This window comes from Amycolatopsis vastitatis, assembly GCF_002234595.1.
Classification (GTDB): Bacteria; Actinomycetota; Actinomycetes; order Mycobacteriales; family Pseudonocardiaceae; genus Amycolatopsis; species Amycolatopsis vastitatis.
In genome coordinates this window covers 254,242-277,870 of sequence record NZ_NMUL01000016.1, presented here as the reverse complement: position 1 = coordinate 277,870, position 23,629 = coordinate 254,242, and the positions used below count along the sequence as shown (strand labels likewise).

At 71.8% G+C, this 23,629-nt stretch carries 24 protein-coding genes; 16 read left to right on the top strand and 8 right to left on the bottom strand.

Annotation, left to right across the window (positions count from 1 at the left end; all coding sequences use genetic code 11):
* Positions 1-40: 40 nt before the first annotated feature.
* Entirely contained in the window at positions 41-343 is a 303-nt protein-coding gene (locus CF165_RS19435) for a WhiB family transcriptional regulator (RefSeq protein WP_276209731.1), read from the bottom strand.
* A gap of 248 nt (positions 344-591) precedes the next feature.
* Here CF165_RS19435 and CF165_RS19430 point away from each other — a divergent pair, with 248 nt between their 5' ends.
* The 5 genes from CF165_RS19430 (at position 592) to CF165_RS19410 (ending at position 5,619) form a co-directional block, all read left to right on the top strand.
* Entirely contained in the window at positions 592-1,497 is a 906-nt protein-coding gene (locus CF165_RS19430; RefSeq protein WP_205660915.1) for a MerR family transcriptional regulator, read from the top strand.
* Positions 1,498-2,126: 629 nt separating this feature from the next.
* Positions 2,127-2,981 carry a hypothetical protein gene (locus CF165_RS52680; protein ID WP_093948943.1) on the top strand — a complete coding sequence of 285 codons (855 nt, stop codon included), beginning with the start codon at positions 2,127-2,129 and terminating at the stop codon, positions 2,979-2,981.
* A 131-nt stretch (positions 2,982-3,112) separates the two neighbouring features.
* Positions 3,113-3,709, top strand: coding sequence for a response regulator transcription factor (locus CF165_RS19420; protein ID WP_003073605.1), 597 nt, complete (start codon positions 3,113-3,115; stop codon positions 3,707-3,709).
* A gap of 395 nt (positions 3,710-4,104) precedes the next feature.
* On the top strand, positions 4,105-4,677 hold the full coding sequence (locus tag CF165_RS19415; RefSeq protein ID WP_026468912.1) for a sigma-70 family RNA polymerase sigma factor: 573 nt from the start codon (positions 4,105-4,107) through the stop codon (positions 4,675-4,677).
* A complete protein-coding gene (locus CF165_RS19410; RefSeq protein ID WP_093948942.1) occupies positions 4,678-5,619 on the top strand; it encodes an anti-sigma-D factor RsdA in 942 nt (313 codons plus the stop codon).
* An 83-nt stretch (positions 5,620-5,702) separates the two neighbouring features.
* On the opposite strand, the gene CF165_RS19405 is transcribed toward CF165_RS19410, so the two are convergent.
* Positions 5,703-6,098, bottom strand: a complete 396-nt coding sequence (locus CF165_RS19405) for a DUF5319 domain-containing protein (protein ID WP_003073549.1) — start codon at positions 6,096-6,098, stop codon at positions 5,703-5,705.
* Positions 6,099-6,244: 146 nt separating this feature from the next.
* Between CF165_RS19405 and guaB the strand changes: the two genes are divergently transcribed.
* The 5 genes from guaB (at position 6,245) to CF165_RS19380 (ending at position 10,587) form a co-directional block, all read left to right on the top strand.
* Entirely contained in the window at positions 6,245-7,756 is a 1,512-nt protein-coding gene (gene guaB, locus CF165_RS19400) for an IMP dehydrogenase (RefSeq protein ID WP_093948940.1), read from the top strand.
* 78 nt (positions 7,757-7,834) lie between these two features.
* On the top strand, positions 7,835-8,287 hold the full coding sequence (locus CF165_RS19395) for a DUF3574 domain-containing protein (RefSeq protein WP_093948939.1): 453 nt from the start codon (positions 7,835-7,837) through the stop codon (positions 8,285-8,287).
* Positions 8,288-8,361: 74 nt separating this feature from the next.
* The gene (locus CF165_RS19390) at positions 8,362-8,889 is read left to right on the top strand and encodes a hypothetical protein (protein WP_093948938.1); all 528 of its coding nucleotides are present in this window, start codon (positions 8,362-8,364) and stop codon (positions 8,887-8,889) included.
* A 2-nt stretch (positions 8,890-8,891) separates the two neighbouring features.
* Positions 8,892-9,377: a hypothetical protein gene (locus tag CF165_RS19385; RefSeq protein ID WP_093948937.1), complete on the top strand. Its 486-nt coding sequence runs from the start codon at positions 8,892-8,894 to the stop codon at positions 9,375-9,377.
* Positions 9,378-9,453: 76 nt separating this feature from the next.
* Positions 9,454-10,587, top strand: a complete 1,134-nt coding sequence (locus CF165_RS19380) for a GuaB3 family IMP dehydrogenase-related protein (protein WP_013222686.1) — start codon at positions 9,454-9,456, stop codon at positions 10,585-10,587.
* Here CF165_RS19380 and CF165_RS19375 read toward each other — a convergent pair.
* On the bottom strand, positions 10,571-10,765 hold the full coding sequence (locus tag CF165_RS19375; protein ID WP_093948936.1) for a DUF397 domain-containing protein: 195 nt from the start codon (positions 10,763-10,765) through the stop codon (positions 10,571-10,573). The genes CF165_RS19380 and CF165_RS19375 overlap by 17 nt on opposite strands.
* A 165-nt stretch (positions 10,766-10,930) precedes the next feature.
* Here CF165_RS19375 and CF165_RS19370 point away from each other — a divergent pair, with 165 nt between their 5' ends.
* From CF165_RS19370 to CF165_RS19360, 3 genes are all read left to right on the top strand, one after another.
* On the top strand, positions 10,931-12,637 hold the full coding sequence (locus CF165_RS19370) for a GMC family oxidoreductase (RefSeq protein WP_093948935.1): 1,707 nt from the start codon (positions 10,931-10,933) through the stop codon (positions 12,635-12,637).
* A gap of 10 nt (positions 12,638-12,647) precedes the next feature.
* On the top strand, positions 12,648-13,355 hold the full coding sequence (locus CF165_RS19365; protein ID WP_093948934.1) for a maleylpyruvate isomerase N-terminal domain-containing protein: 708 nt from the start codon (positions 12,648-12,650) through the stop codon (positions 13,353-13,355).
* An 87-nt stretch (positions 13,356-13,442) separates the two neighbouring features.
* A complete protein-coding gene (locus tag CF165_RS19360; protein WP_240521665.1) occupies positions 13,443-14,963 on the top strand; it encodes an FAD-binding oxidoreductase in 1,521 nt (506 codons plus the stop codon).
* On the opposite strand, the gene CF165_RS19355 is transcribed toward CF165_RS19360, so the two are convergent.
* Together CF165_RS19355 and CF165_RS19350 are read right to left on the bottom strand one after the other, a co-directional pair.
* Positions 14,960-16,405, bottom strand: coding sequence for an aldehyde dehydrogenase family protein (locus CF165_RS19355; RefSeq protein WP_093948933.1), 1,446 nt, complete (start codon positions 16,403-16,405; stop codon positions 14,960-14,962). The two genes, CF165_RS19360 and CF165_RS19355, sit on opposite strands and share 4 nt — an antisense overlap.
* 56 nt (positions 16,406-16,461) lie before the next feature.
* Positions 16,462-17,496: a zinc-binding dehydrogenase gene (locus CF165_RS19350; RefSeq protein ID WP_093948932.1), complete on the bottom strand. Its 1,035-nt coding sequence runs from the start codon at positions 17,494-17,496 to the stop codon at positions 16,462-16,464.
* Between the two features lie 120 nt (positions 17,497-17,616).
* Between CF165_RS19350 and CF165_RS19345 the strand changes: the two genes are divergently transcribed.
* On the top strand, positions 17,617-18,234 hold the full coding sequence (locus CF165_RS19345; protein ID WP_093948931.1) for a rhomboid family intramembrane serine protease: 618 nt from the start codon (positions 17,617-17,619) through the stop codon (positions 18,232-18,234).
* Here the strand turns inward: CF165_RS19345 and CF165_RS19340 are convergent.
* Positions 18,202-18,747 carry a DinB family protein gene (locus CF165_RS19340; protein WP_093948930.1) on the bottom strand — a complete coding sequence of 182 codons (546 nt, stop codon included), beginning with the start codon at positions 18,745-18,747 and terminating at the stop codon, positions 18,202-18,204. The two genes, CF165_RS19345 and CF165_RS19340, sit on opposite strands and share 33 nt — an antisense overlap.
* Before the next feature lie 107 nt (positions 18,748-18,854).
* Here CF165_RS19340 and guaA point away from each other — a divergent pair, with 107 nt between their 5' ends.
* On the top strand, positions 18,855-20,411 hold the full coding sequence (gene guaA / locus CF165_RS19335) for a glutamine-hydrolyzing GMP synthase (protein WP_093948929.1): 1,557 nt from the start codon (positions 18,855-18,857) through the stop codon (positions 20,409-20,411).
* Positions 20,412-20,478: 67 nt separating this feature from the next.
* Here guaA and CF165_RS19330 read toward each other — a convergent pair whose 3' ends face one another.
* Positions 20,479-20,715: a hypothetical protein gene (locus tag CF165_RS19330; RefSeq protein WP_093948928.1), complete on the bottom strand. Its 237-nt coding sequence runs from the start codon at positions 20,713-20,715 to the stop codon at positions 20,479-20,481.
* On the bottom strand, positions 20,708-21,997 hold the full coding sequence (locus CF165_RS19325) for a PspC domain-containing protein (RefSeq protein WP_093948927.1): 1,290 nt from the start codon (positions 21,995-21,997) through the stop codon (positions 20,708-20,710). Before CF165_RS19325 ends, CF165_RS19330 begins: the two co-directional genes overlap by 8 nt.
* Before the next feature lie 297 nt (positions 21,998-22,294).
* Between CF165_RS19325 and CF165_RS19320 the strand changes: the two genes are divergently transcribed.
* Positions 22,295-23,620, top strand: coding sequence for a PspC domain-containing protein (locus tag CF165_RS19320; protein ID WP_439098510.1), 1,326 nt, complete (start codon positions 22,295-22,297; stop codon positions 23,618-23,620).
* Positions 23,621-23,629 lie beyond the last annotated feature (9 nt).

Sequence of the window (23,629 nt, the reverse complement as noted above, 5' to 3'; positions counted from 1 at the left end):
GCACCCCACCCGGTGCCGCCCTCCGATGTCTGTGGGGCGCTCAGCCGCCGGACATGCTGAGCGCGCGTTTGTCGGACTTGATGATGTTTTCCCGTTCGGACTCCGAGAGCCCGCCCCAGATGCCGTACGGCTCGTGCACCGCCAGCGCGTGGCTGCGGCACATCTCCAAGACCGGGCAGCTCAGGCAGACGGCCTTCGCCCTGGCCTCCCGCCGTGCCCGCGCCGGGCCGCGCTCGCCGTCCGGGTGAAAGAAGGACGCGCTGTCCATCCCCCGGCACGACCCTTCGAGCTGCCAGTCCCACATGTCGGCGTTGGGTCCTGGGAGCCTGCGCGTGTCTGCCATCCTGACCGCCTCCGTCATCCGGTCGATGCCGCTAGCTGCTCTGCTGTGGTGCCGATACTCCATTCGGTGCAACGGGCGTAACGTTAGAAGCGCGCCAATAGTTGTTCAAGCGATCCGGCCCGATTCAGCCGTTAGGCATCCCCCGGATGTGTGAGCAGGGCTTTCGCCTCCGGTTGCCGACTGCGCTGGGTGCCTGGATATTGAGGCTCGTGGGAGCTGGGTCGGGTACCGAAGAACCCACCCTGCCGGTGGCCTCGGTCGCCCGCCGGCTCGGGGTCGCGCCGTCCACCCTCCGAACCTGGGACCGCCGCTACGGGCTGGGCCCCAGCCGTCACACCGACGGCCGTCACCGCCGCTACGGAAGCTCCGACATCGGCAGGCTCGAGCTGATGCAGCGCGCGTTGCTGAGCGGCGCGTCGACGGCGGAGGCCGCGCGGTACGCCCTCGAGCAGATGCCGCGCTCCGGGCCGCCCCAGCCGGAGGAGCCCGGCGAGCCCGCTGGCACGGCAGTAGCCGACGACGGTCTCGAAGTCCGCTCCCGCCTGGCCCGTCGGCTGAGCACCGCCGCGCTCGCCATGGACGTCGGCGCGGTGCAGCGCATGCTGGCGGACACGATCGCCGAACTGGGCGTGCTCCCGGCGTGGACGGGCGTGATCGAGCCGGTGCTGTCGGCGCTGGGAGCTCGCTGGCGCGGCGCGAGCGCGGGCGCCGAGGTCGAGTACCTGCTGGCGGAGTGCGTGTTCGCGGCCCTGGTCCGCGCGACCCCGGTGCTCGACGAGCCCCGCAACACCCGCCCGGTCCTGCTCGGCTGCGTCCCGGAGGAGCGCGACACGATGCCGATGTACGCGCTGGCCGCATCACTGGCCGGACGGCGGATCGGCGCGCAGCTGTTCGGCGTGCCACTGCCGGCGGAGGTCCTGGCGGTCGCGGTCCGCCGCAGCGCCCCTGCGGCGGTGGTGCTGTGGGCGCAGCGGCGTGGCGTCGCCGACACGCGGCTGTTCGCGCGGGTATCGCGAGGCAGGCAGCGCAGCCGGCTGTTCGCGTGCGGGCCGGGCTGGGACCCGGCGACCCTGCCGGACAAGGTCGAGCTGCTGCCGGACCTGCCGAGTGCGGCGGACCGCATCGAGCACGTCTTGGTGGGCGCACGCTGGTAGCCGCTGGATGCCGCTGGATCGACTGCGCAGGTGGTGGCTTGCCGGGACGCGGTCGCCGCCGGACGGTCGCGCACAACTCGCCGCGACTGACGCTGTCGCCGCGCCGGACGTCCTGAATGACTCATTCCGGACCTCCGGCGTCCTGAATGAGTCATTCAGGACCATCGCGGGCCATGGTTCACTCACACGTCGGGGCGACTTGCCCCCAAGTTGTCCACAGCCTCGTCCAGATGTGGACAACTTCGGCGGCGGAGCCGTGATCAGCGGGTTTCGTCGGATCTCGCCGATAGACTGGACCGGGGTCAGCCCCCAGGGACGGGTGGGGCCCGTCCTGTCGCGCGCGCGTGGCAAAAGGGGGTTGTGAGCTGCCGGCCTGGGTCCCGAATGAGTCATTCGGGACCCGCGGACCACAGCCGTCCTTGACGACATGAACGACTCGTTCCTGTCGTCGGACGTCATGAACGGGTCGTTCATGACATCGCAGCGGCCGCCGCCACGCCCGGCCGGCGGACGTGCGTAGGTCAGGAGTCCTGATGCGCAACCCTCCAGGGGCCAGTCCTGCCGAGCGCGTGGCGGAGCACACCGGTCCCGATCATGTTTTTGTCGGTCCCAGCCGCTAGAAAGGACGGGTGCACGAACCCGCCCTGAGGGCCGCCGCGTTCGGGAGCGATCCGCTGCCCGATCCCGCCGCCCTGCGTGGGGGTGGCAGCCCGCGAGAACGGCTGCTCGCCGCCGTCGTGCTCGGGGCCCAGGGCCGGTACGCCGCCGCCGCGCGCCTGCTCGGTGGCCTCCGGGCCGGTGAAGACCCCCTCCTGGCCTCCCTCGCCGCCAGCACCCTCGGGGCCCACCGGCGGCAGCTGGGCGGGCACCGGCAGGCCCGGGCCCTCGACGGCGAGGCCTTCGCCCAAGCCGTCGCGCTCGAGAGCGACCCCGATCCGGACGGCCTCGACGCGGCGGGCGCGCGCGCCGACGCCCTCCTCGGGCTGGCCGCCGACAACCTCGCCCTCGGCCGCCTCAAGGCCGCCCGCAGGCTGGCCGAGCGGGCTGCCGAGCAGGATGCCGGGTGGCGGGCCCGGGTCCGCGGCGGCTGGGTCGGCGCCGAAATCGAGCTCGCCGCAGGTCAGGGTGCCGCTGCCGTGCCGCACGCCGAGCGCGCATTCCGAACCGCGCGAGAGCGGGGGGCGCGGAGGCACGCCGTGAAATCCGGGATTGTGCTGGCCGTGGCCCTGCGAGCGGCGGGCGGTCCCGATCACCGGGAGATTTCGGACGACCTTGTCGGAAATGCAATGGCGACCGCCGAGGAATGCGAACTGCTTTCACTTTTGTGGCCGGCGACCCTCGTCGCGGCCGACCTGCGCCCAGGACACGCCGAGGAGTATCGATTCAGAACGACAGAGGTGTTGCACGCAGTGTTACGGAGCGCAGATCCTTGCGGGAGGAGGATCGCGGGGGAATCGCCATGGGTGCCCGCCCCGGGTGGTTGAGCCGTCGGAATGGGGTGTTCCGGCATCCGGGCTAAGAAACTTCAAAAAAAGCCACCGGATCGTGTCAAGGTTCGGGCTAAAGCGTCCGATAGGGGAAGAGGAATGTCACCCGGCTGCAGGAAGGAAACCCCGTGACGACGGTCTTGATCTGCGACGACCGACGCAGTGTCCGTGAAGGGCTCACCCGAGTGATGTCCGCGGTCCCTGGGGTCAGTCGCATCGACTGCGTAGCGCACGGTGACGAGCTGCTGGCCCGGTACTCCCGTCAGCCCGTCGACGTCGTGCTGGTCGGGACGCAACGCGCGGTCCCGACGGGTGTCGAAGCCACCCGGCGGCTCGTCTCGGCCAACCCCCAGGCGAACGTCATCGTCTTCGGCGCCCCGGACGACGCGGGCAGCATCGCCGCCGCGATCGCCGGCGGTGCCCGCGGCTACCTCCGCTGGGACGCGTCCCGGCCGGAGCTGGTCGCCGCGCTGGCCCACACCCTGGCGAGCACCTCGGTGCCCGCGCCCCGTCAGCCGTCCGACCCGGGCGTCCAGCTGACCGAGCGCGAGCTTCAGGTGCTCCGCGGGATGAGCCAGGGCAAGAGCAACGGCCAGATCGGCCGCGAGCTCTACCTGTCCGAGGACACGGTCAAGACCCACGCGCGGCGGCTGTTCCGCAAGCTCGGCGTGCGCGACCGCGCGCAGGCCGTGGCTCACGGTTTCCGCCGCGGCCTGGTCAGCTGACTCCTCGCGCGGCATTCTCCTCGATCCTGACACGGCCGGAAGACAGGTGACGACGGGCCAGGGCGCACTGCCCTGGCCCGTACCTGCGTGGTCCCCATCACACTCCGGCGCCCGATGTGGCAGCCTCCGTGGCGGTCTTCCGCCTCGCCACCCGTCTCTCCGACGGATCTCGTACCCGTGGCCCCGTTCGCTCGTTGAATCGGCGACATCGGCCGCGGGTCTGCAGGAAAATCCGTATTTCCGCGGCTCCGGCGGCCGCGGCGCGCCCGGGCACACCGCGCGCGTCGGTCCGGACCGGGCCGCAGGTACGGTAGCGGTCACCGGTGCGCGGTGGAGGGCAACCTCGGGCCGGACTCTTTGCACGCCTACACGTAACACTGGGACTGTTGTCTGCGATGGCCAATGTGGGGGATGGACTGGATGAACCGGTCGCCGCTGCTGTCGAGGGAGATCCCCAGGCAGTGGAGCGGCTGCTGGCTGCCATCCGTCCACTGGTAGTGCGGTATTGCCGCGCTCGGGTTGGCAGGCAGGAGCGATCGTTCGCTTCGGCGGACGACGTTGCGCAGGAGGTGTGTCTCGCGGTGCTAACGGCATTGCCTTCGTACCGTGACCAAGGCCGCCCATTTTTGGCGTTCGTCTACGGGATCGCCCAGCACAAGGTGGCCGACGCGCATCGCGCGGCGGCGCGCAACCGAGCCGAGCCGGTGGCTGAAATCCCCGACGAGGTCGAAGGCGGGGTCGGCCCCGAGCAGCGGGCGCTGCAAGGTGAGCTGAACGAGCGGATGTCCCAGTTGTTGCAGGTGCTGCCGGACAAGCAGCGGGAGATCGTGGTGCTGCGCGTGGTCGTCGGTCTGTCGGCGGAGGAGACCGCGGACGCGGTCGGCTCCACGCCCGGCGCCGTCCGCGTCGCCCAGCACCGCGCCCTCGCGCGGCTGAGAAAGGTCCTGGCCGCGGAGGAGGTGATCTGAGTGACCGGTCACGAGAGAGGTTTCGAGCCGGATGACGTGTTCGGCAGTGGCCTGACGGCGTCGGAGGCGGAGTTCGCCGCCGACCTGTCGGCGGTCCAAGCCGACGACGCGCTGCTCGACGCGCTCGGCGGGTCCGACCCGGCGCTTGCCGACGGTCTCGGCGACCAGGAGCTCAACGCGTTGCTGGTGGCGTGGCGAAGAGACATCGACAGCGAGCCACTGGCCGAGCTCGTCGACGTCGACACCGCTGTGCGCACCGTCAGTACCGCCGCTCTCGCGAAGCGGCACGCCTCGGGCGGACGCCGCCGCAGGCTGCTCGTCCCGGTCGCCGTCGCCGCCGCCGTGCTGGCGATCGCGTTCACCGGGACCGGGCTGGCCGCGCGCTCCGCCGAGCCCGGCGACACCCTGTGGGGCCTGGCCAAGGTCCTCTACTCCGATCACACCCGCTCGGTCGAGGCGGCCGCGACCGCCAAGCTCGACCTCGAGAAGGCCAACCTGGCCATCGCCGGCGGCAACCTCGACGTCGCCCGCCAGGCCCTCCGGGACGCCCAGGCCGCGCTGTCGCAGGTCACCGACGAGGAGAACCGCGACCAGCTGATGGAGCAGCACCGGCAGCTCGCCGCGCAGCTGCAGAACCCCGACGCGCCGGTCCAGGGCCCGATCCAGACCTCCGTGCCGCCGGTTTCGCCCGGCGCCCCGACGTCGCAGGTGCCACCCGCCGGTTCGGCGTCGTCGCTCCCTGGCAGCGGCAGCGGCACCACGAGCATCCCCGGCACGGCGACCCCGACCCCGACGCCGCCGACCACGACACCGCCCCCACCGCCGCCGCCCACGACCGAACAGCCTGCGCCGACCACCACGGTCGCCAGCGGGAACGACCCGGGCACGCCGCGCAGCGAGTCCGCGGGTGGGCAGCCTCAGGGCGTCACCGAGACTCCGTGATCAGCCCGTGAAAAAGCCCTGGTGAGCTATCTCACCAGGGCTTTTTCACGACAGGGCTTTTCACGGATGTGGGGTCGGTGCGCTCAGTAGGCGCTTTCGTTGGCCGTCACGCCGTCGGCGAAGCCGCGGCAGTAGTCCCAGCTCACGTAGTCGCCAGGGTTCGGGTCGTAGGCCGGCTCGTGCGGCCGCATCCGGCCGTCGGCCAGCAGCTGCTCGAGGCTGGCCCGCAGCAGGTGCCAGTCGTGGTAGTGGGGTTCGTCGCACTCACCGCAGTCGACGACGATCCCTCGAACTCCGCGGGGTTCGAGAAGAGCCTGGTAGACGGCCAGATCGGAGAGGTCGGCCAGCAGTTCGGTGCGTTCGGAGTCGCTGATCGGCTCGTCCAGCCGGTCCTCGGGGTCTCCGAATGCCCGGGCCGGGTCGTCCGGGTCGTCCGCGAACGGGTCAGGAGGCAGGACATCGTGCGCCACGGCCTGCACGGTACCGGGCGGCCCCGGCGGCTCGCCCACCGCCCGGGGCGGGCCGCACGCGGTGGATATCATGAGGGGAAGGCTCCGGGTCGCCGCCGATCTCGAATTGATACAGCGACCTCGCTCATCCCGCGCCAGGAAGGCCCTTCACCCGCATGACCAGCGACGGCACCACCGCCCCCGTTCCGGCCAAGTTCGCCATGCTCGGCCTGACATTCGACGACGTGCTGCTGCTGCCGGCCGAATCGGACGTCGTTCCGAGTGCCGTCGACACGAGCTCCCGGCTGACCCGGAACATCACCCTCGGCGTCCCGCTGGTGTCCGCGGCGATGGACACCGTCACCGAGGCGCGGATGGCGATCGCCATGGCCCGCCAGGGCGGCATCGGCGTGCTCCAGCGCAACCTGCCGATCGACGAGCAGGCCGCCGCGGTCGAGGTCGTCAAGCGGTCCGAGGCCGGCATGGTCACCGACCCGGTGACGTGTTCGCCGGACGCGACGCTGGCCGAGGTCGACGCGCTGTGCGCGAAGTTCCGCATCTCCGGCGTGCCGGTGACCGACGCGGCCGGAACGCTGGTGGGCATCATCACCAACCGCGACATGCGGTTCGAGGTGGACCACAGCCGCCCGGTGTCCGAGGTCATGACGAAGGCGCCGCTGATCACCGCGCAGGTCGGGGTGTCGGCGGACGCGGCGCTCGGCCTGCTGCGCCGGCACAAGATCGAGAAGCTGCCGATCGTCGACGGCGCGGGCAAGCTCCGCGGGCTGATCACGGTCAAGGACTTCGTGAAGACCGAGCAGTACCCGAAGGCGACGAAGGACCCGGACGGCCGGCTCATCGTCGGCGCCGCGGTCGGTGTCGGCCCGGACGGCCACCAGCGCGCGATGACGCTCGCCGAAGCCGGCGTCGATGTGCTGATGGTCGACACCGCGCACGGGCACTCCCGCGCGGTCGTCGACACGGTCGCGCTGCTGAAGAAGGAACTGGGCGACGCGGTCGACATCGTCGGCGGCAACGTCGCGACGCGGGCGGGCGCGCAGGCGCTGGTCGACGCGGGCGCGGACGGCATCAAGGTCGGCGTCGGCCCGGGCTCGATCTGCACCACCCGGATCGTGGCCGGTGTCGGCGTCCCGCAGATCTCGGCCATCTTCGAGGCCGACCAGGCGGCCCGCCCGGCGGGCATCCCGGTGATCGGCGACGGCGGCATCCAGTACTCCGGCGACATCGCGAAGGCCATCGCGGCCGGCGCGTCCACGGTGATGCTGGGCAGCCTCCTCGCGGGCACCGCCGAGTCGCCGGGCGACCTGATCCTGGTCAACGGCAAGCAGTTCAAGGTCTACCGCGGCATGGGCTCGCTGGGCGCCATGCAGTCCCGCGGCCAGGGCAAGTCCTACTCGAAGGACCGCTACGCCCAGGACGACGTGCTCAACGAGGACAAGCTGGTCCCCGAGGGCATCGAGGGCCGCATCCCGTTCCGCGGCCCCCTGGCGAACGTCGTGCACCAGCTGGTCGGCGGCCTGCGCGCCGGAATGGGGTACGCGGGCGCGGAGACGATCGCGCAGCTGCAGGAGGCGCAGCTGGTCCGGATCACCGCGGCCGGCCTCAAGGAGAGCCACCCGCACGACATCACCATGACCGTCGAGGCTCCGAACTACACCACCCGCTGATTTCGCCCTTCTGGACATTCCGCCGTCCCTCCTCGATCGCAAGACTGGGTTTCCAGCGATCGAGGAGGGATCAGCGGGATGACGGTTTCGCGACGAACGGCGGCCGCGGTGGCCGTGGCAGCGGTACTGGGAGTCGGCGGCGGCGTAGCGGCTTCGGCCGCCTCGGCGTCTCCAGGCACGGCGCCCCCGGCCCAGACGTCACCAGGCGAGATCTGGAAGCGCACCGAACTCTTCTTCGGCACCGGCAAGCCGGACGGGACCGAGGTGACCGACAAGGAGTTCGCCGCCTTCTCCGAGCGGGAGATCACTCCGGCCTTCCCCGACGGCTTCACCCGGCTCGACGGCAGCGGCCAGTGGCGCGGCGGCACCGGCGCGATCGTGCGGGAGCACACGCACGTGATCGTGCTGCTTTACCCATTCGCGAACCATGACGCCGAACGGGAGATCGAAGAGGTCCGAGCCGACTACAAAAAAGAGTTCCACCAGGAGTCGGTACTGCGTTCGGACTCCGTGGAGAAGGTCTCCTTCTGAGTCTTCGTGACCTAGCGTGCTTACGGTAATCGGCCTATCGCCTTGCGTGGCGGTCGTAGTGTGCACTGAACGGCATGACGGTCGGCCGGTTCACACGCGTGCTGCGCAAGGTGTTCTTCGCGGCCGTCGCCCTGCTCTCGCTGGCCCTCGGTGGCGTGGTCTGCCTGATGTGCCAGGTGCTGGCCGGCCGGGACGCGCCGACCTACCGCGTCGACGGGCACGTCACATCCCACGAGCGGGGTGCCCTCCCGGTCGGCGGCGACGAGGAGGCGGTGAGCCACACCATCGCGGTCGACGCCGACGACCGGCACTACCGCGTCACCGCGGTGGACGACGGCCTGGACCTGCCGCCCGGCCAGCCGGTGGCACTCGACGTGTCGACGGCGGACGGGAGCATCGCGTACCTGCGGGCCGGCGGCGGCGTCGTCGACCTGCGCGCCGGCGTGATCCGGCCGGTGCTGCTGATCGTCGCCAGCCTGCTGGCACTGGGCGCGGTCTACTTCGGCGCGGTCCGGCTCAACGTCTATCCACCGGTGGCGACCTGGCTGGCCCTCGCGCTGGGCGCGCTCCTGGCGCCGGTCGCCGTGTTCGTGAGGGTGTAGCCATGGCCAAGGAACTGATCGGACCCGCCGTGTTGGCGGCCCTCGCCGGGGCCTTGCTGGCCTTCGGGACATACGGGGTCCTCGATGCCGGCGGACCGGCCAAGCGGGAAGAAGCCACTGTCGAGACGCGGGGCCAGCACGTGGACAGCCAGGCCGGCCACCTGTACGACCTCGCTGTCCGCACGGCGTCCGGCGAGCGTTTCGAGGTCAGCTCGCACGACGCCGGCCTCGACCTGGAGCCGGGATTGCCGGTCGGCCTGGAAATCTCCGAGGTCGGGCGGTCGGTCCAAGCAGTCGAGGCGGGCGGCCACCGGATCCCGGCCGGGGACTCGGCGGTCGGCCTCGGTGTCATCGTGGGGCTGTACGCGGCCATGCTGCTGGCGTGGGGGCTGGCCATCGCCGTGGTCACGGGACGGCTCGGTGCGGCCGCGTTGAGCATGACGGCCGGGCTGGCGGTGGGCGCACTGCCCGTGTGGCTGCTGTTCTAACCCCCGTGCGCGGGTCACCCACGCGGACTAGCGACAATGGGGCACGGCAGATTGTCGTCGTCGGAGGAGGCTTCACGTGCGGGACCTGGTCGAGATCGGGATGGGCCGCACCGCGCGGCGGGCGTACGACCTCGATGACGTCGAGATCGTGCCCTCGCGACGGACCCGGTCGTCCTCGGTGGTGTCCACTTCGTGGCAGATCGACGCCTATCGCTTCGACCTGCCGCTCGTCACGCACCCGACCGACGCGATCGTCTCGCCCGGCACCGCGGTCGCCGTCGGCGAGCTCGGCGGGCTGGGCGTGCTCAACGCCGAAGGGCTCTGGGCGCGCCACGCGAACGTCGAGGACGCCATCTTCCAGCTGGTCCGCGCGGCCGAGGACCTGGAGGACCCGACCGCGGTCGGCCGCGTGCTGCAGGAGCTGCACGCCGCGCCGATCCGGCTCGACCTGCTGACCGAGGCCATCAAGACCGTCCGCGAATCCGGCGTCACGGTGGCCGCGCGGGTCAGCCCGCAGCACGCCGCCGAGCTGACCCCGGACCTCATCGCCGCCGGCGTCGAGATCCTCGTCGTGCAGGGCACGATCATCTCCGCCGAGCACGTGCAGCGCGACGCCGAGCCGCTGAACCTCAAGGAGTTCATCGGCCGCCTCGACGTGCCGGTGATCGCCGGCGGCGTCAGCGACTACCGCACCGCGATGCACCTGATGCGCACCGGCGCCGCGGGCGTCATCGTCGGCCACGGCTACACGCCGGGCGTGACGAGCACCGACCGCGTCCTCGGCATCGGCGTCCCGATGGCCACGGCGATCATCGACGCCGCGGCCGCCCGCCGGGACTACCTCGACGAGACCGGCGGCCGGTACGTCCACGTGCTCGCGGACGGCGGCATGACGGTGTCGGGCGACATCGCCAAGGCCATCGCGTGCGGCGCGGACGCCGTCATGCTCGGTTCCCCGCTGGCCGCCGCGTCCGACGCGCCCGGCCAGGGCCTGTACTGGACGGCGGCGGCCGCGCACCCGTCACTGCCGCGCTCGCGCGTGGCGGCCGGCCCGGACTACGCCGTCGACCTGAAGACCCTGCTGTTCGGGCCGTCGTCCGACGCGGAAGGCGTCGTGAACCTCTTCGGGGCGTTGCGCCGGGCGATGGCGAAGACGGGCTACTCGGACCTCAAGGAGTTCCAGCGGGTGGGGCTCACCGTTCGCCGGTGAGGTGTGCGAGGAACGCCGCGAAGGCGCCCGCGGAGTAGACGAGGACGGAGCGGGGCGCGCGTTGCTTGGTGTCCCGCACTCCGACCACGCCCTGGCCGGCGCCGATCTCGACGCAGGCGTTCTCTTCGAAGTGGCTGTGGCTCGACTTGCGCCAACCGGTCAGCTTCTGGGAGCCCATCGTGGTCCCCTCCCGGAGATCGTGTCCCGCCCGGCGGGTCTCGCCGACGTGAACATCGAGCATCCAGTTTGATACCCACGATCACCGGGTGAGAAGAGTCCGGAAGGGTGACTGGCGGGTAACTTACCTCTGGTCAGAACGCGGCACCGGAGTTACTCTCAAGGTGTGACTGCCAGTAACACCACCAGTGCGGGTGGCCCCGACTACGACGTCGTCGTGGTGGGGTCGGGGTTCGGCGGCAGCGTCGCGGCGCTGCGCCTCACCGAGAAGGGCTACCGGGTAGCCGTCGTCGAGGCGGGCCGCCGGTTCGCCGACGACGAGTTCGCGAAGACGTCGTGGGACCTCAAGCGCTACCTCTGGGCGCCGCAGGTCGGCTGCTACGGCATCCAGCGCATCCACATGCTCAACGACGTCATGGTGTTGGCGGGCGCCGGGGTCGGCGGTGGTTCGCTCGTCTACGCGAACACGCTGTACCGGCCGCTCAAGCCGTTCTACACCGACCGGCAGTGGGCGCACATCACCGACTGGGAGTCCGAGCTCGCTCCGCACTACGACCAGGCGAGCCGCATGCTCGGCGTCGTCACGAACCCGACCGTGACCCCGTCGGACGTCGTGATGCGCGACGTCGCGAAGGACATGGGGGTCGCCGATTCCTTCCACCCGACGCCCGTCGGCGTCTACTTCGGCAAGCCGGGCGAGCGTGCGAAGGACCCGTACTTCGGCGGTGCCGGGCCCGACCGCACCGGCTGCACCGAATGCGGCTCCTGCATGACCGGCTGCCGCGTCGGCGCGAAGAACACGCTGGTCAAGAACTACCTCTACCTCGCCGAGCAAGACGGCGCGAAGGTCATCCCGCTCACCACGGTGACCGCGGTGACGCCGGTCGACGGCGGCTACGAGGTCAGTCTGAAGAAGACCGGGACGACGTCGAAGCGGTTCCGGACCACCATCACCGCCGAGAAGGTCGTCTTCGCCGCCGGGACCTGGGGCACCCAGAACCTGCTGCACCGGATGAAGGACACCGGACGGCTGCCGAAGCTGTCGCGCCGGCTCGGCGAGCTGACGCGCACCAACTCCGAGGCCATCATCGGCGCCGCCCGCACCGAGGTCGACGAGAGCCGCGACTTCAGCCGCGGCGTCGCGATCACCTCGTCGATCCACCCGGACGAGAACACCCACATCGAGCCGGTCCGCTACGGCAAGGGCAGCAACGCCATGAGCCTGCTGCAGACCATCGCCACCGACGGCTCCTCGCCGGTGCCACGCTGGCAGCAGCTCGCGCGGTTCCTGCTGAAGCACCCGCTGCAGTCGGCGCGGATGCTCAACGGCTACCGCTGGAGCGAGCGCACGGTGATCCTGCTGGTGATGCAGAGCCTCGACAACTCGATCACCACGTACACGCGGCGCGGCCTCTTCGGCCGTCGCAAGTACACGTCGAAGCAGGGCCACGGCGAGCCGAACCCGAGTTTCATCCGGGCCGGGCACGAGGCGAACTTCCGAGCTGCCGAGCACATCGGCGGCATCGCCGGCGGCACCTGGGGCGAGATCTTCGACATCCCGCTGACCGCGCACTTCATCGGCGGCGTCCCGATCGGCGCCACCGACGGCGAAGGCGTCATCGACCCGTACCACCGCGTGTTCGGCTACCCCGGGCTGTCGGTCGTGGACGGCGCGGCGATCACCGCCAACCTCGGCGTGAACCCGTCGCTGACCATCACCGCCCAGGCCGAGCGCGCGTTCTCCTTCTGGCCGAACAAGGGGGAGGCGGACCCGCGGCCGGCGCAGGACGCGCCGTACGCCCGCGTGGAGCCGGTGGCGCCGAAGAACCCGGCCGTTCCCGCGGGGGCTCCCGCCGCGCTGCGGCGGTCCTAGACTCGGGACCGTGACGGCATCGGAGAAGGCGCACGCGCTCCTCGACGGGATCAGGAAGCTCGACGACGAATGGGCGCGGGCGGTCGGTGGCCTCGGCGAACCCGAGCTGCGCGCCCCCAGTGCGTTGCCCGGCTGGTCGCGCGCGCACGTCCTGGCGCACGTCGCTCGCAACGCCGACGGCCTGCGCAACCTGCTGATCTGGGCGAACACCGGCGTCGAGACCCCGATGTACCGCAGTGAGGAGGCCCGCGACGCCGACATCGACGCCGGCGCGCGGCACCCGGCCGCCGACCTCCTCGCCGACGTCGTCGCGTCGGCCGCGCGGTTCGCCGAGTACGCCGAAGCCATGCCGGACGACGCCTGGGCGCGGGAGGCCCGCAACCGGCGGGGCGCGCCGGTCACCGGGGCCGTCGTGGCGCGGATGCGGCTGTCCGAGCTGGCCATCCACCTCGCCGACCTCGACCTCGGCTACGACCTCGACCGCGTGCTCGGGCTGCTCGGCCCGCTCGCCGAGGACGTCGTCCAGCACGCCGTCACGTCCCGGAGCGCGCACCTCCCGGCACTCCGCCTGGTCGCCGGGGAGTTCGAGTGGACGATGGGCGCCGCCCCGGGCGCGACGGTGACGGGCTCCTGCGGGGAGCTGCTGGCCTGGCTCAGCGGACGGTCCGACGGCTCGGCCCTCGACGGCGACGTGCCGAGGCTCCCCGCCTGGTCGTGAGGCGCGCGCGTCCCGCGTCCGCTCTAGACTGGGCGTCCCCGGTACGAGGAGTCCGATGTGGACAGCATGAGCAGGTGGGGCTGAGCCGTGGCCGAGCAACCCGCCGAACGGCCGCACGTCCACCACCATGTGGATGTGGACAGGCGGACGTTCCTGCGGCTCGCGGGCGTTTCGGCGGCCGGTGCCGTCGTCGCCGCGTGCGCGCCGGACGGCCCGTCGGCCCCCGTCGCGTCGACCGGCCCGACCGCGCCGACGCTGTCTGCCCCGCCCACCAGCCGGCTGCCCACCGGGCCGCCGAACTGGGATGACCTGCGCGGCCAGCTGACCGGCAACCTGCTGCGCCCGGGCACCGACGGCTACGACATCGCCAAGCTCGCGTTCAACCCGCTCTTCGACGCCAACAACCCCGTGGCCGTCGCGACGGCGGCCTCCGTCCAGGACGTCCAGGCCTGCGTCCGGGCCGCCGCTGGGCGCGTGACCCTCGCCGCCCGCAGCGGCGGCCACAGCTACGCCGGCTACTCGGTGCCGCAGGGCGGCCTGGTCATCGACCTCGCCGCGCTGAACAAGATCGAGGTCGAGGGCGGCAAGGCCGTGATCGGCGCCGGCGCGAAGCTGAAGGACGTCTACGCCGCGCTCGGGCGAGCCGGGCGCGCGTTGCCCGCCGGGTCCTGCCCGACGGTCGGGATCGCCGGGCTGACCCTGGGCGGCGGCATCGGCGTGCTCGCCCGCAACTACGGCCTGACCTGCGACCACCTGAGCTCCGCGAAGGTCGTCACGGCCGACGGCCGGCTGCTCACCGCGTCCGCGGACTCCGAGCCGGACCTGTACTGGGCGCTGCGCGGCGGGGGCGGCGGCAACTTCGGCATCGTCACCGAGTTCACCTTCGACACCGATCCGGCGCCGGACCTGACGGTGTTCACGCTGCGCTTCCCGGCCGGGGCCGCGGCCGGCGTGCTCACCGCGTGGCAGCAGTGGATCGCCGCGATGCCGCGGGAGCTGTGGGCCAACCTGGTGCTCTCGGGCGGGTCGCCGGTGCAGTGCCGCGTGAGCGGGTGCTACGTCGGCGGGACCGCCGGGCTGAACACGCTGCTCAACAACCTGATCACGAACTCGGGTGCGCGGCCGTCGCAGCGCACCGTGCGCAGCCTCGACTTCCTCGGCGCCATGAAGTTCTTCGAGGGCGGTTCGGACCGGCAGGGGTTCGTGGGGTCGTCGCGGATCATCACGACCCCGGTCGACGCGGAGAAAGTCGTCGCGCTGGCCGACGGCCGCACCGGCACCGACCTGCTGATCGACGGCCTCGGCGGCAAGGTCGGCGAGCTGGCGAAGGACGCGACGGCGTTCTGGCACCGCGACGCGCTGGCGAGCGTGCAGGTCTACACCGAGGCGACGGCGAAGGACCGGGACAAGGCGGCCCAGTCGGTCGCCGACGTCGTCGCGGGCCTCGCCGCGGCCGGCGCGGGCGGCGGGTACGTCAACTACATCGACCCGGCCCTGCCCGACTGGAAGACCGCCTACTACGGCGACAACGCGAAGCGGCTTCAGGACGTCGCGAAGAAGTACGACCCCTTCAACGTCTTCCGGTTCGGGCAGGGCGTCGTCAGTTAGAGATCGATGCCGGTGAAGACCGTGACGCGTTCCTCCGTCAGGTCGTGCATCGCGGCCAGGACGCCTTCGCGGCCGACGCCGGAGCCCTTGACGCCGCCGTAGGGCATCTGGTCGGCGCGGTAGGACGGGACGTCACCGATGATCACGCCGCCGACCTCCAGTTCGGCCGACGCGTGGAACGCCAGCTGGACGTCGGTGGTGAAGACGCCGGCCTGCAGCCCGTACGCGGATTCGTTGACCGAGCGGAAGGCCTCGTCCACTCCGTCCACAACGGACACCGCGAGCACCGGGCCGAAGATCTCCTCGTTCCAGGCCTTGGTGTCCGGCGGGACGTCGGTGAGCAGGGTCGGGGCGACGGTCGCGCCCTCGCGGGTCCCGCCGGTGAGCAGCTTCGCGCCCGCCGAGACGGCCTCGTCGATCCACGCGACGATCCGCTCGGCGGCGGCTTCGTCGACCACCGGGCCGACGTCGGTGTTGCGGTCGTACGGGTCGCCGGTCCGCTGCGCCTCGACGGCTTCCAGCAGGGCGGGCACGAACTCCTCGGCCACGGCGGCGTCGACGATCACCCGCTGCACCGCGATGCAGGACTGGCCGGCCTGGTAGTTGCCGAAGGTGGCGATCCGGTGCGCGGCGCCTTCGGGGTCGGGCCAGTCGCGCAGCACGACGGCCGCCGCGTTGCCGCCGAGCTCCAGGACGACGTGCTTGCGCGGGGCGGCGTCCTTGAGCGACCAGCCGACCGGGCCGGAGCCGGTGAACGACACGACGGGCAGCCTCGGGTCGGCGACGAGGGCCTGGGTTTCTTCGTTTCCCAGCGGCAGCACGGAAAACGCGCCGTCCGGCAGGTCCGTCTCGGCCAGGATTTCGCCGAGGACCAACGCCGACAACGGCGTCCGCGGCGCGGGTTTCACGATGATCGGCGCGCCGATCGCCAGCGACGGCGCGACCTTGTGTGCCACCAGGTTGAGCGGGAAGTTGAACGGCGCGATGCCCAGCACCGGCCCGCGCGGGACGCGGCGGGTGAGCGCCAGCCGCGCCTCGCCCGCGGGGTCGGTGTCGAGGCGTTGGACGTCGCCGGTGAAGCGGCGGGCCTCCTCGGCGGCGATGCGGAACACCGACACCGCCCGCTTCACCTCGGCTTCCGCCCATTTGAGCGGCTTGCCGTTCTCGGCGGTGATCACCTCGGCGATCTCCTCGGCGCGCGCGGCGAGCCCTCGCGAGACGTGCTCGAGCGCCCCCGCGCGGACGTGCGCGGGAGTGCGCCGGAACTCCTTGGCGACGGCCGCCGCGGCGGCGACCGCGCGTTCGACCTGCTCCGGCCCGGGCACGGCGACCGTGGCGACCTCGCTGCCGTCGTACGGGTGGTGCACGACGAGGGTGGTGGCGCCCGGCTCGGCGCGGCCGGCGATCCAGGCGGGCCGCGGCTCGGGGGTGATCATGTCCATGCGTACCAACGTAATCCGGGTGGGGGCACGCGGTGTCGTACCCCCACCCGGACGGGTCACGGCTTGATGAGCACCTTCAGCGCTTCGCGGTCCGCCATCGCGCGGTAGCCGTCCGGCACGGCTTCGACGTCGATGGTCCGGTCGAAGACCTTGCCGGGCTGGTACTTGCCGTCGAGGACGTCCGGCAGCAGCTCCGGGATGTAGTGCCGGGCCGGGGCGACGCCGCCGGTGACGGTGATGTTGCGCCGGAACAGCGCCGGGCCGATCGGGCCCTCTTCGTACTGCGGAACGCCGACGCGGCTGACCGCGCCGCCCGCGCGCACGACCCCGACGGCCATCTCGAAGGCGGGTTTCGTGCCGACACACTCGAGGACGGCGTGCGTGCCTTCCCCGTTCGTCAGCTCGCGGACCTTCGCGATGCCCTCTTCGCCGCGTTCGGCGACGACGTCGGTGGCGCCGAACTCGCGGCCGAGGTCGGTCCGCGCCTGGTGGCGTCCCATGAGGACGATCCGCGCGGCGCCCAGCCGCTTCGCCGCGAGCACGGCGGAGAGACCGACGGCGCCGTCGCCGATCACGGTGACGTTCTGGCCCTCGCGCACGCGCGCCTTCGTCGCGGCGTGGTGGCCGGTCGGGAAGACGTCCGACAGCGTCAGCAGCGACGCGAGCAGCGCGTCGTCCTCGGTGTGCGGCACCTTGACCAGCGTGCCGTCGGCCTGCGGCACGCGCACGGCTTCGCCCTGGCCGCCGTCGACGCCCTTCGCACCCCAGAACCCGCCGTGCAGGCACGACGTCTGGAGGCCTTCGCGGCAGAACTGGCAGGTGTTGTCGGAGTAGACGAAGGGCGCGATGACGAGGTCGCCCTTCTTGACGGTGACGACGTCCGCGCCGGTCTCCTCGACGATCCCGAGGAACTCGTGCCCGATGCGGCGGCCGTGTTCGCTCGGTGCCATGTCGGCGTACGGCCAGAGGTCACTGCCGCAGATGCAGGACCGGACGACCCGCAGGATGACGTCGGCCGGCTCGACCAGCTTCGGGTCGGGGACGGTCTCCACCCGCACGTCGCCGGCGCCGTAGATGACTGTCGCTCGCATGCAAGTCCTTTCGTTAGCTTCCCTAAGTAAGACCGGCGGCGAGGGAATGGCATTCCTGCTTGTGGTTCTCGTGACAAACGGCGGGGGTCCGGCGGCCTCGGCGCCCCTAGATTTTCGGTCATGACGACACCAGCCGCAGCCCGCAACCCGTTCGTGGCGTTCTTCGACCGGATCGCCACCGGGCCCGGTCGTCCCGTGCTGACCGCGGTGGTGTTCGCGGTGACGCTGGCGTGCGGCGTCGCGCAGCTGGTGCACCCGCCGCTGTACGACGCCATGAACCGCGATGCGGCGCGCATCGAGGCGGGGGAGTGGTACCGGCTGGTCACGGGCATGTTCTTCCAGGACGGCCGGGCCATGGGCCTGGTGTTCAACCTGCTCACCCTGGCCGTGGTGGGCGCGTTCGCCGAGCGCGTGTTCGGCCGGGCCCGCTGGCTGCTGCTCTACTTCGGCTGCGGCCTGTTCGGCCAGTTCGTGAGCTATGTCTGGCTCAACCCGGTCGGCGCGGGCAACTCGATGTGCGTCGCCGGTCTGCTGGGCGCGCTGACGGCCGTGGCCATGGTGGCTTCGCGCCGCTACGGCGTGGAGCTGCCGGTGCGGTTCCGGATCATGGCCTTCGCGGTGCCGGTCCTGGCCGTGGCCGGCACGCTCGCGCACGACAACCACGGCCTTCCGGCGCTGCTCGGCCTGGCCCTGGGCTTCCTGCTGCTACCGGCTCCGGTAGAGGTCGCGCAGCAGTAGGACTTCGGCGCAGTGGTGGATCATCTCCCGGCTGATGTGCAGCACCAGCGTCGCCATCGACTCCTTCGCGTACGGGCCCTCGGCGGGGCCGCACGCCCGGGCGAGGCCGTCGTCGTCGAGTGACCGGACACCCTCGATCCAGCGGACGTAGTGCTCGTCGAGGAGAGACAGCGCCTCGGCGGCCGTCCCGGGGTACGGGTAGTCGTCGTAGGTCATCGGCGGGCCGCCGAAGTGCGAAGCCGTCCGCATGCCCAGCACCCCGACCAGGATGTGGCCGAGCCGCCAGGCGATCGTCGTCACCGGCGGCGGCGTCGGCTCCGGGAACGCGAAGTCGATGGTGAACGGGCCCGTCCCGGGTTCGTCGTCCGACTTGCGCGGGCGCACGGTCCAGCAGCCCGCGACCGGCTCCCAGAAGTACTCGTCGTCGGTGAGTCCCTCGAGCTTCGGGCGCGTGTGCACCCGCCAGTGGAAGTCGAGCTGATCGGTCAGTTCCTTCGTCCAGTTCACAGCCATACCGCGCACCGTAGGCCGGATCGAGGACAGCACCGGCCCTGAATCCCGGGTGGCCCGGCCCACCTGGGACGATGGAGGCCTATCCCACCGTCGCAGGAGGTCGCCAGGTGCCCAGTCCCACCGGTCCGGTTCTCGTCGTGGACTTCGGGGCGCAGTACGCGCAGCTGATCGCCCGGCGCGTCCGCGAGGCACAGATCTACTCGGAGGTCGTCCCGCACAGCGCGTCCACCGAAGAGATCCTCGCGAAGAACCCCGCGGCGATCATCCTTTCCGGCGGCCCTTCGAGCGTGTACGCCGAAGGCGCGCCGGGCATGGACCCGAAGCTCACCGAAGCCGGCGTCCCGATCTTCGGCATCTGCTACGGCCACCAGCTCCTGGCCAGCGCGCTCGGCGGCGTCGTCGAACCCACCGGCGCCCGCGAGTTCGGCCGCACCGAGGTCCGCGTCACCGGTGACGGCGGTGTCCTGCACGCCGGCCTGCCCGCGCACCAGCCCGCCTGGATGAGCCACAACGACAGCGTCACCAAGGCGCCGGAGGGCTCGGTCGTCACCGCGTCGTCGGACGGCGCCCTGGTGGCCGGTTTCGAGGACGTCCAGCGCCGCTTCGCCGGCGTCCAGTACCACCCGGAGGTCGCGCACTCGCCGCACGGCCAGGAGGTGCTGCGCCGGTTCCTGCGCGACATCGCCGGCATCGAGCCGCAGTGGACGACGTCGTCGATCGTCGAGGAGCAGGTCCGGCGGATCAGCGACCAGATCGGCGACGGCCGCGCGATCTGCGGCCTCTCCGGCGGTGTCGACTCCGCCGTCGCGGCCGCGCTGGTGCAGCGCGCCATCGGCGACCGGCTGACCTGCGTGTTCGTCGACCACGGCCTGCTGCGCGCGGGCGAGCGCACCCAGGTCGAGCAGGACTTCGTCTCCGCCACCGGGGTCAACCTCGTGACCATCGACGCGCGGAAACGCTTCCTCGACGCGCTGGCCGGCGTCACCGACCCGGAGCAGAAGCGCAAGATCATCGGCCGCGAGTTCATCCGCGTCTTCGAGCAGGCCGAGCGCGACCTGAAGGCCCAGGGCGACTACAAGTTCCTGGTCCAGGGCACGCTGTACCCGGACGTCGTCGAGTCCGGCGGTGGCGAGGGCACGGCCAACATCAAGAGCCACCACAACGTCGGCGGCCTGCCGGACGACCTGCAGTTCGAGCTGGTCGAGCCGCTGCGGCTGCTGTTCAAGGACGAGGTCCGCCGGGTCGGCCTGGAGCTGGGGCTGCCCGAGACGATCGTGCAGCGCCAGCCGTTCCCCGGCCCCGGCCTGGGCATCCGCATCATCGGCGCGGTCGACCAGCAGCGTCTCGACACGTTGCGGGCGGCCGACCTGATCGCCCGCGAGGAGCTGACCGCGGCCGGGCTGGACCGCGACATCTGGCAGTGCCCGGTGGTGCTGCTGGCCGACGTCCGCAGCGTCGGCGTCCAGGGCGACGGCCGGACGTACGGGCACCCGGTGGTGCTGCGGCCGGTGTCGTCGGAGGACGCGATGACCGCGGACTGGACGCGCCTGCCCTACGACGTCCTGGAGCGGATCTCGACCCGGATCACCAACGAGGTGCCGGAGGTCAACCGGGTGGTCCTGGACGTCACGTCCAAGCCGCCGGGCACCATCGAGTGGGAGTGATCCCCCCCGAAGAGGACACAGACAGGACTCGAGGCCCCGGCGTGGGATCCGGGGCCTCGAGTGCTTTTCAGCGGCGGCGCTTGCCGAACGACGCGCCGAGGAGCAGCAGCCCCACGAACACCGCGCCGCCGGCGACCACCCAGCGGAAGTCGAACTGCGGGAGCCAGCTCGCGCCGTCCGAGAGGACGTAGGCCGACACCAGCAGCGTCGCGACTCCGATGATCAGCGTGAAGACGTCCACGCCGTGCTTGGCGGGCTGGGTTTCCGTCGCGTTGTCGTAGGCGTAAGGGTTCTGGTCAGCCACGCCGCACCTCCACGTTGCCCATGCTGTTCGCCACGTGCAGGGTGATCTTCTGGCCGCCGACGCCGTCGGTGCCGTTGTCCGTCCCGGTCAGCGCTTCCTGGCTGACGCCGCTGGTGGACCGGTTGAAACAAGACGTCCTGCCCGCTCCCGTGTGGCAGTCGAAGGTGACGTCCGCCGTCTCGGGCACGGTGACCGTGGTGTTGCCCGCGCCGTTGTTCACCGTCGTCGAGTACGGCGCTCCGGCGGGCAGCTCGCTCAGGTCGAGGTCGATGGTGCCCGCCGCGTGCTGGTAGAGCGGCTTCACGTCGGCCACCGTGTGCGGGGTGTCGCTGAGTTCGCCGACGTCGCCGTGGAAGTCGAGGTCCTGGAACGGCGCCGTCGTCAGCACCATCCCGGCGATCGCCAGGGGCACCGCCAGCCCGATCAGCCCGCGCCCGCCGCCGGCGAACGCGCCGGTGACCAGGCCGATCCCGACCACGCCGAGGACCAGGCCGATGATGTGCTGCGCGGAGAACCAGCCGACGCCGTTGAGGGCCAGCAGCACGCCGACGCCGGCGGTCACCACGGCGATCCCGAACGTCGCCGAGCCCACCTTCGACCGACGGCGCCGCTGCGGCGCCCGGTACGACGGCGGAGGCGGCGGCGTGGGCCGCGGCTCCTGGACGGGCGGCGCTTCGGGCAGGTCCCAGCCGGCCGGGTCGGCGGCGAGGGGATCCCAGCCCCGTGCCGGCGACGGCGCCTCGGCGGTGTCGGTCATGGTGAAGGCTCCGTTTCCGGTGAAGGCCGGGTAGGACGTCCGCGCGGCGACCGGCGCGGGGCGGTTCTCGTGGCCGCGGCTGCGGTGCAGCAGGTAGAGCGCGGCGGCGATGAGCGCGAAGCTGATGAGACCGCCGCCGTCGAACCACGAGCCCGTGAAGGAGCCCCCGACGCTGATGACGGTGAGCACCAGCAGCACGACGGCGAAGGCGGGCGAAACCGACGACCGGCCGCGCCCGATCAGGCCTTCGAAGCCGGACACCTCGTCGCTCTCGCCCGGCAGGAACAGCCACCCCAGCAGGTAGAAGGGCGCCCCGAAGCCACCGAAGACCGTGGTCACCACCAGCGCGATCCGCACGACGACGGGATCGATCCCGTACCGGTACCCGATCGCCGCGGCGACGCCGGCCAGCTTCCGCCCGGCGTGCGGCCGCCGCGGCCGGCTGGCCCAGAAGTCCTTCACGGTCTCCTCGAAGCCGTTCAACGGGCTCGGCTTCGGAGCCCGTGACTCGCTCGCACCACTCATGGGGAAAAGCATGCGGCACCGGCCGCGGCGCGACATCCGGGATGGTCCCTGAGGTTTCCCGGAGAGGACGTCGGGGCCCGGGACCCTTGGACACAGCGCGAAGTCACCCGGCGCGGGCCGGTTCGAGCATCGCCGCGTCGAGTCCGCCGAGAGCACCGCCGGATCCGCTGAGCGCGTGGGTCGCAGACCAGGATGTCAACTTGCCCGTGCGGCACCACGGCTGCTCGCGGTCGTGCGGGGCGTAGTCGTGCCGGCCGCGGTTTCCCACCGGATCAGGGGTTTCCCCGATGGAACCCCATGCCGCCGCGTGTGACCATGGACGGCGTGCAGGAGTCCCTCGACCACGTCACCGCCGAGCAGGTGGCCCCGGCCACCACCACGGACCCGTCGTCGCCGCCGAAGATGTTCCGGCGCCGGTCCGGGCGGGCGATCGCCGGTGTCGCCGGTGGCCTCGCCGATCACCTCGGGGTGCCGGTCGTCTGGGTGCGGACGGCCTTCGCGCTGCTGGCCGCGCTCAACGGCGCCGGGCTGCTCGCCTACGGCCTCCTCTGGGTCTTCGTCCAGCAGCAGTCCGAAGAGGCCGCGGACGCCCCGACGCCGAAGGAACGGCAGCAGGCGTTCGGCCTGGTCGCGCTCGGTGTCGGTCTCGCCGTCGCCAGCGGGACGCTGACCGGGTTCATCAGCGGCTGGGTCGCCGTGCCGCTCGCCATCGCCATGATCGGTGCCGCGGTCGTCTGGCGGGAGGCCGACGAGTCGCAGCGCCGCCGCTGGAGGGTCGGCGCGAAGGACGGTTTCGCCGGGGCGTTCCTCGGCGGGGGCGGCTGGTCGGCCGCCATCCGGATCGTCGCCGGCGTCGCGCTGGTGATCACCGGCATCGGCGTCGTCGTGCTCCGCAGCGGCAGCCTCGACCAGGTCCAGTTCGCGCTGATCGCCGTCATCGCCACCCTGATCGGCGTCGCCGTGCTGACCGTGCCGTTCTGGCTGCGGCTGGTCCGGGACCTCTCCGACGAGCGCAAGGCCCGCATCCGCACCGACGAACGCGCCGAGATCGCCGCCCACCTGCACGACTCCGTGCTGCAGACCCTCGCGCTCATCCAGAAGCAGAGCGAGTCGCCGCGCGAGGTCGCCCGGCTGGCCCGCAGCCAGGAGCGCGAGCTGCGTGGCTGGCTCTACGGCCCGAACGGCTACGGCAAGCCGGCCGAGAAGGTCGAGGAAGCCACCGGGCAGCTGTCCGAGGCACTCGCGACGGCGTGCGGCGAGGTCGAGGACACCTTCGCGATCTCCGTCGGCCAGGTCGTCGTCGGCGACGCCGAGCTGGACGAGTCGCTGGTGGCGCTCGTCCAGGCCGCCCGGGAGGCGATCGTCAACGCCGCGAAGCACGCCGGTGTCGACGAGGTCAGCGTCTACGCCGAGGTCGAGCCGACGTCGGTCACGGTGTTCGTGCGCGACCGCGGCAAGGGCTTCGAGCCCGACCTCGTCCCGGACGACCGCCACGGGCTCGCCGACTCGATCCGCGGCCGGATGACCCGCCACGGCGGCACTTGCAAGGTCCGGACCGCGCCGGGGGAGGGCACCGAGGTGCAGCTCGCCATGCCGGTGAAAGCGGGCAAGGGGGCGGCGTGAGGCGGCTAT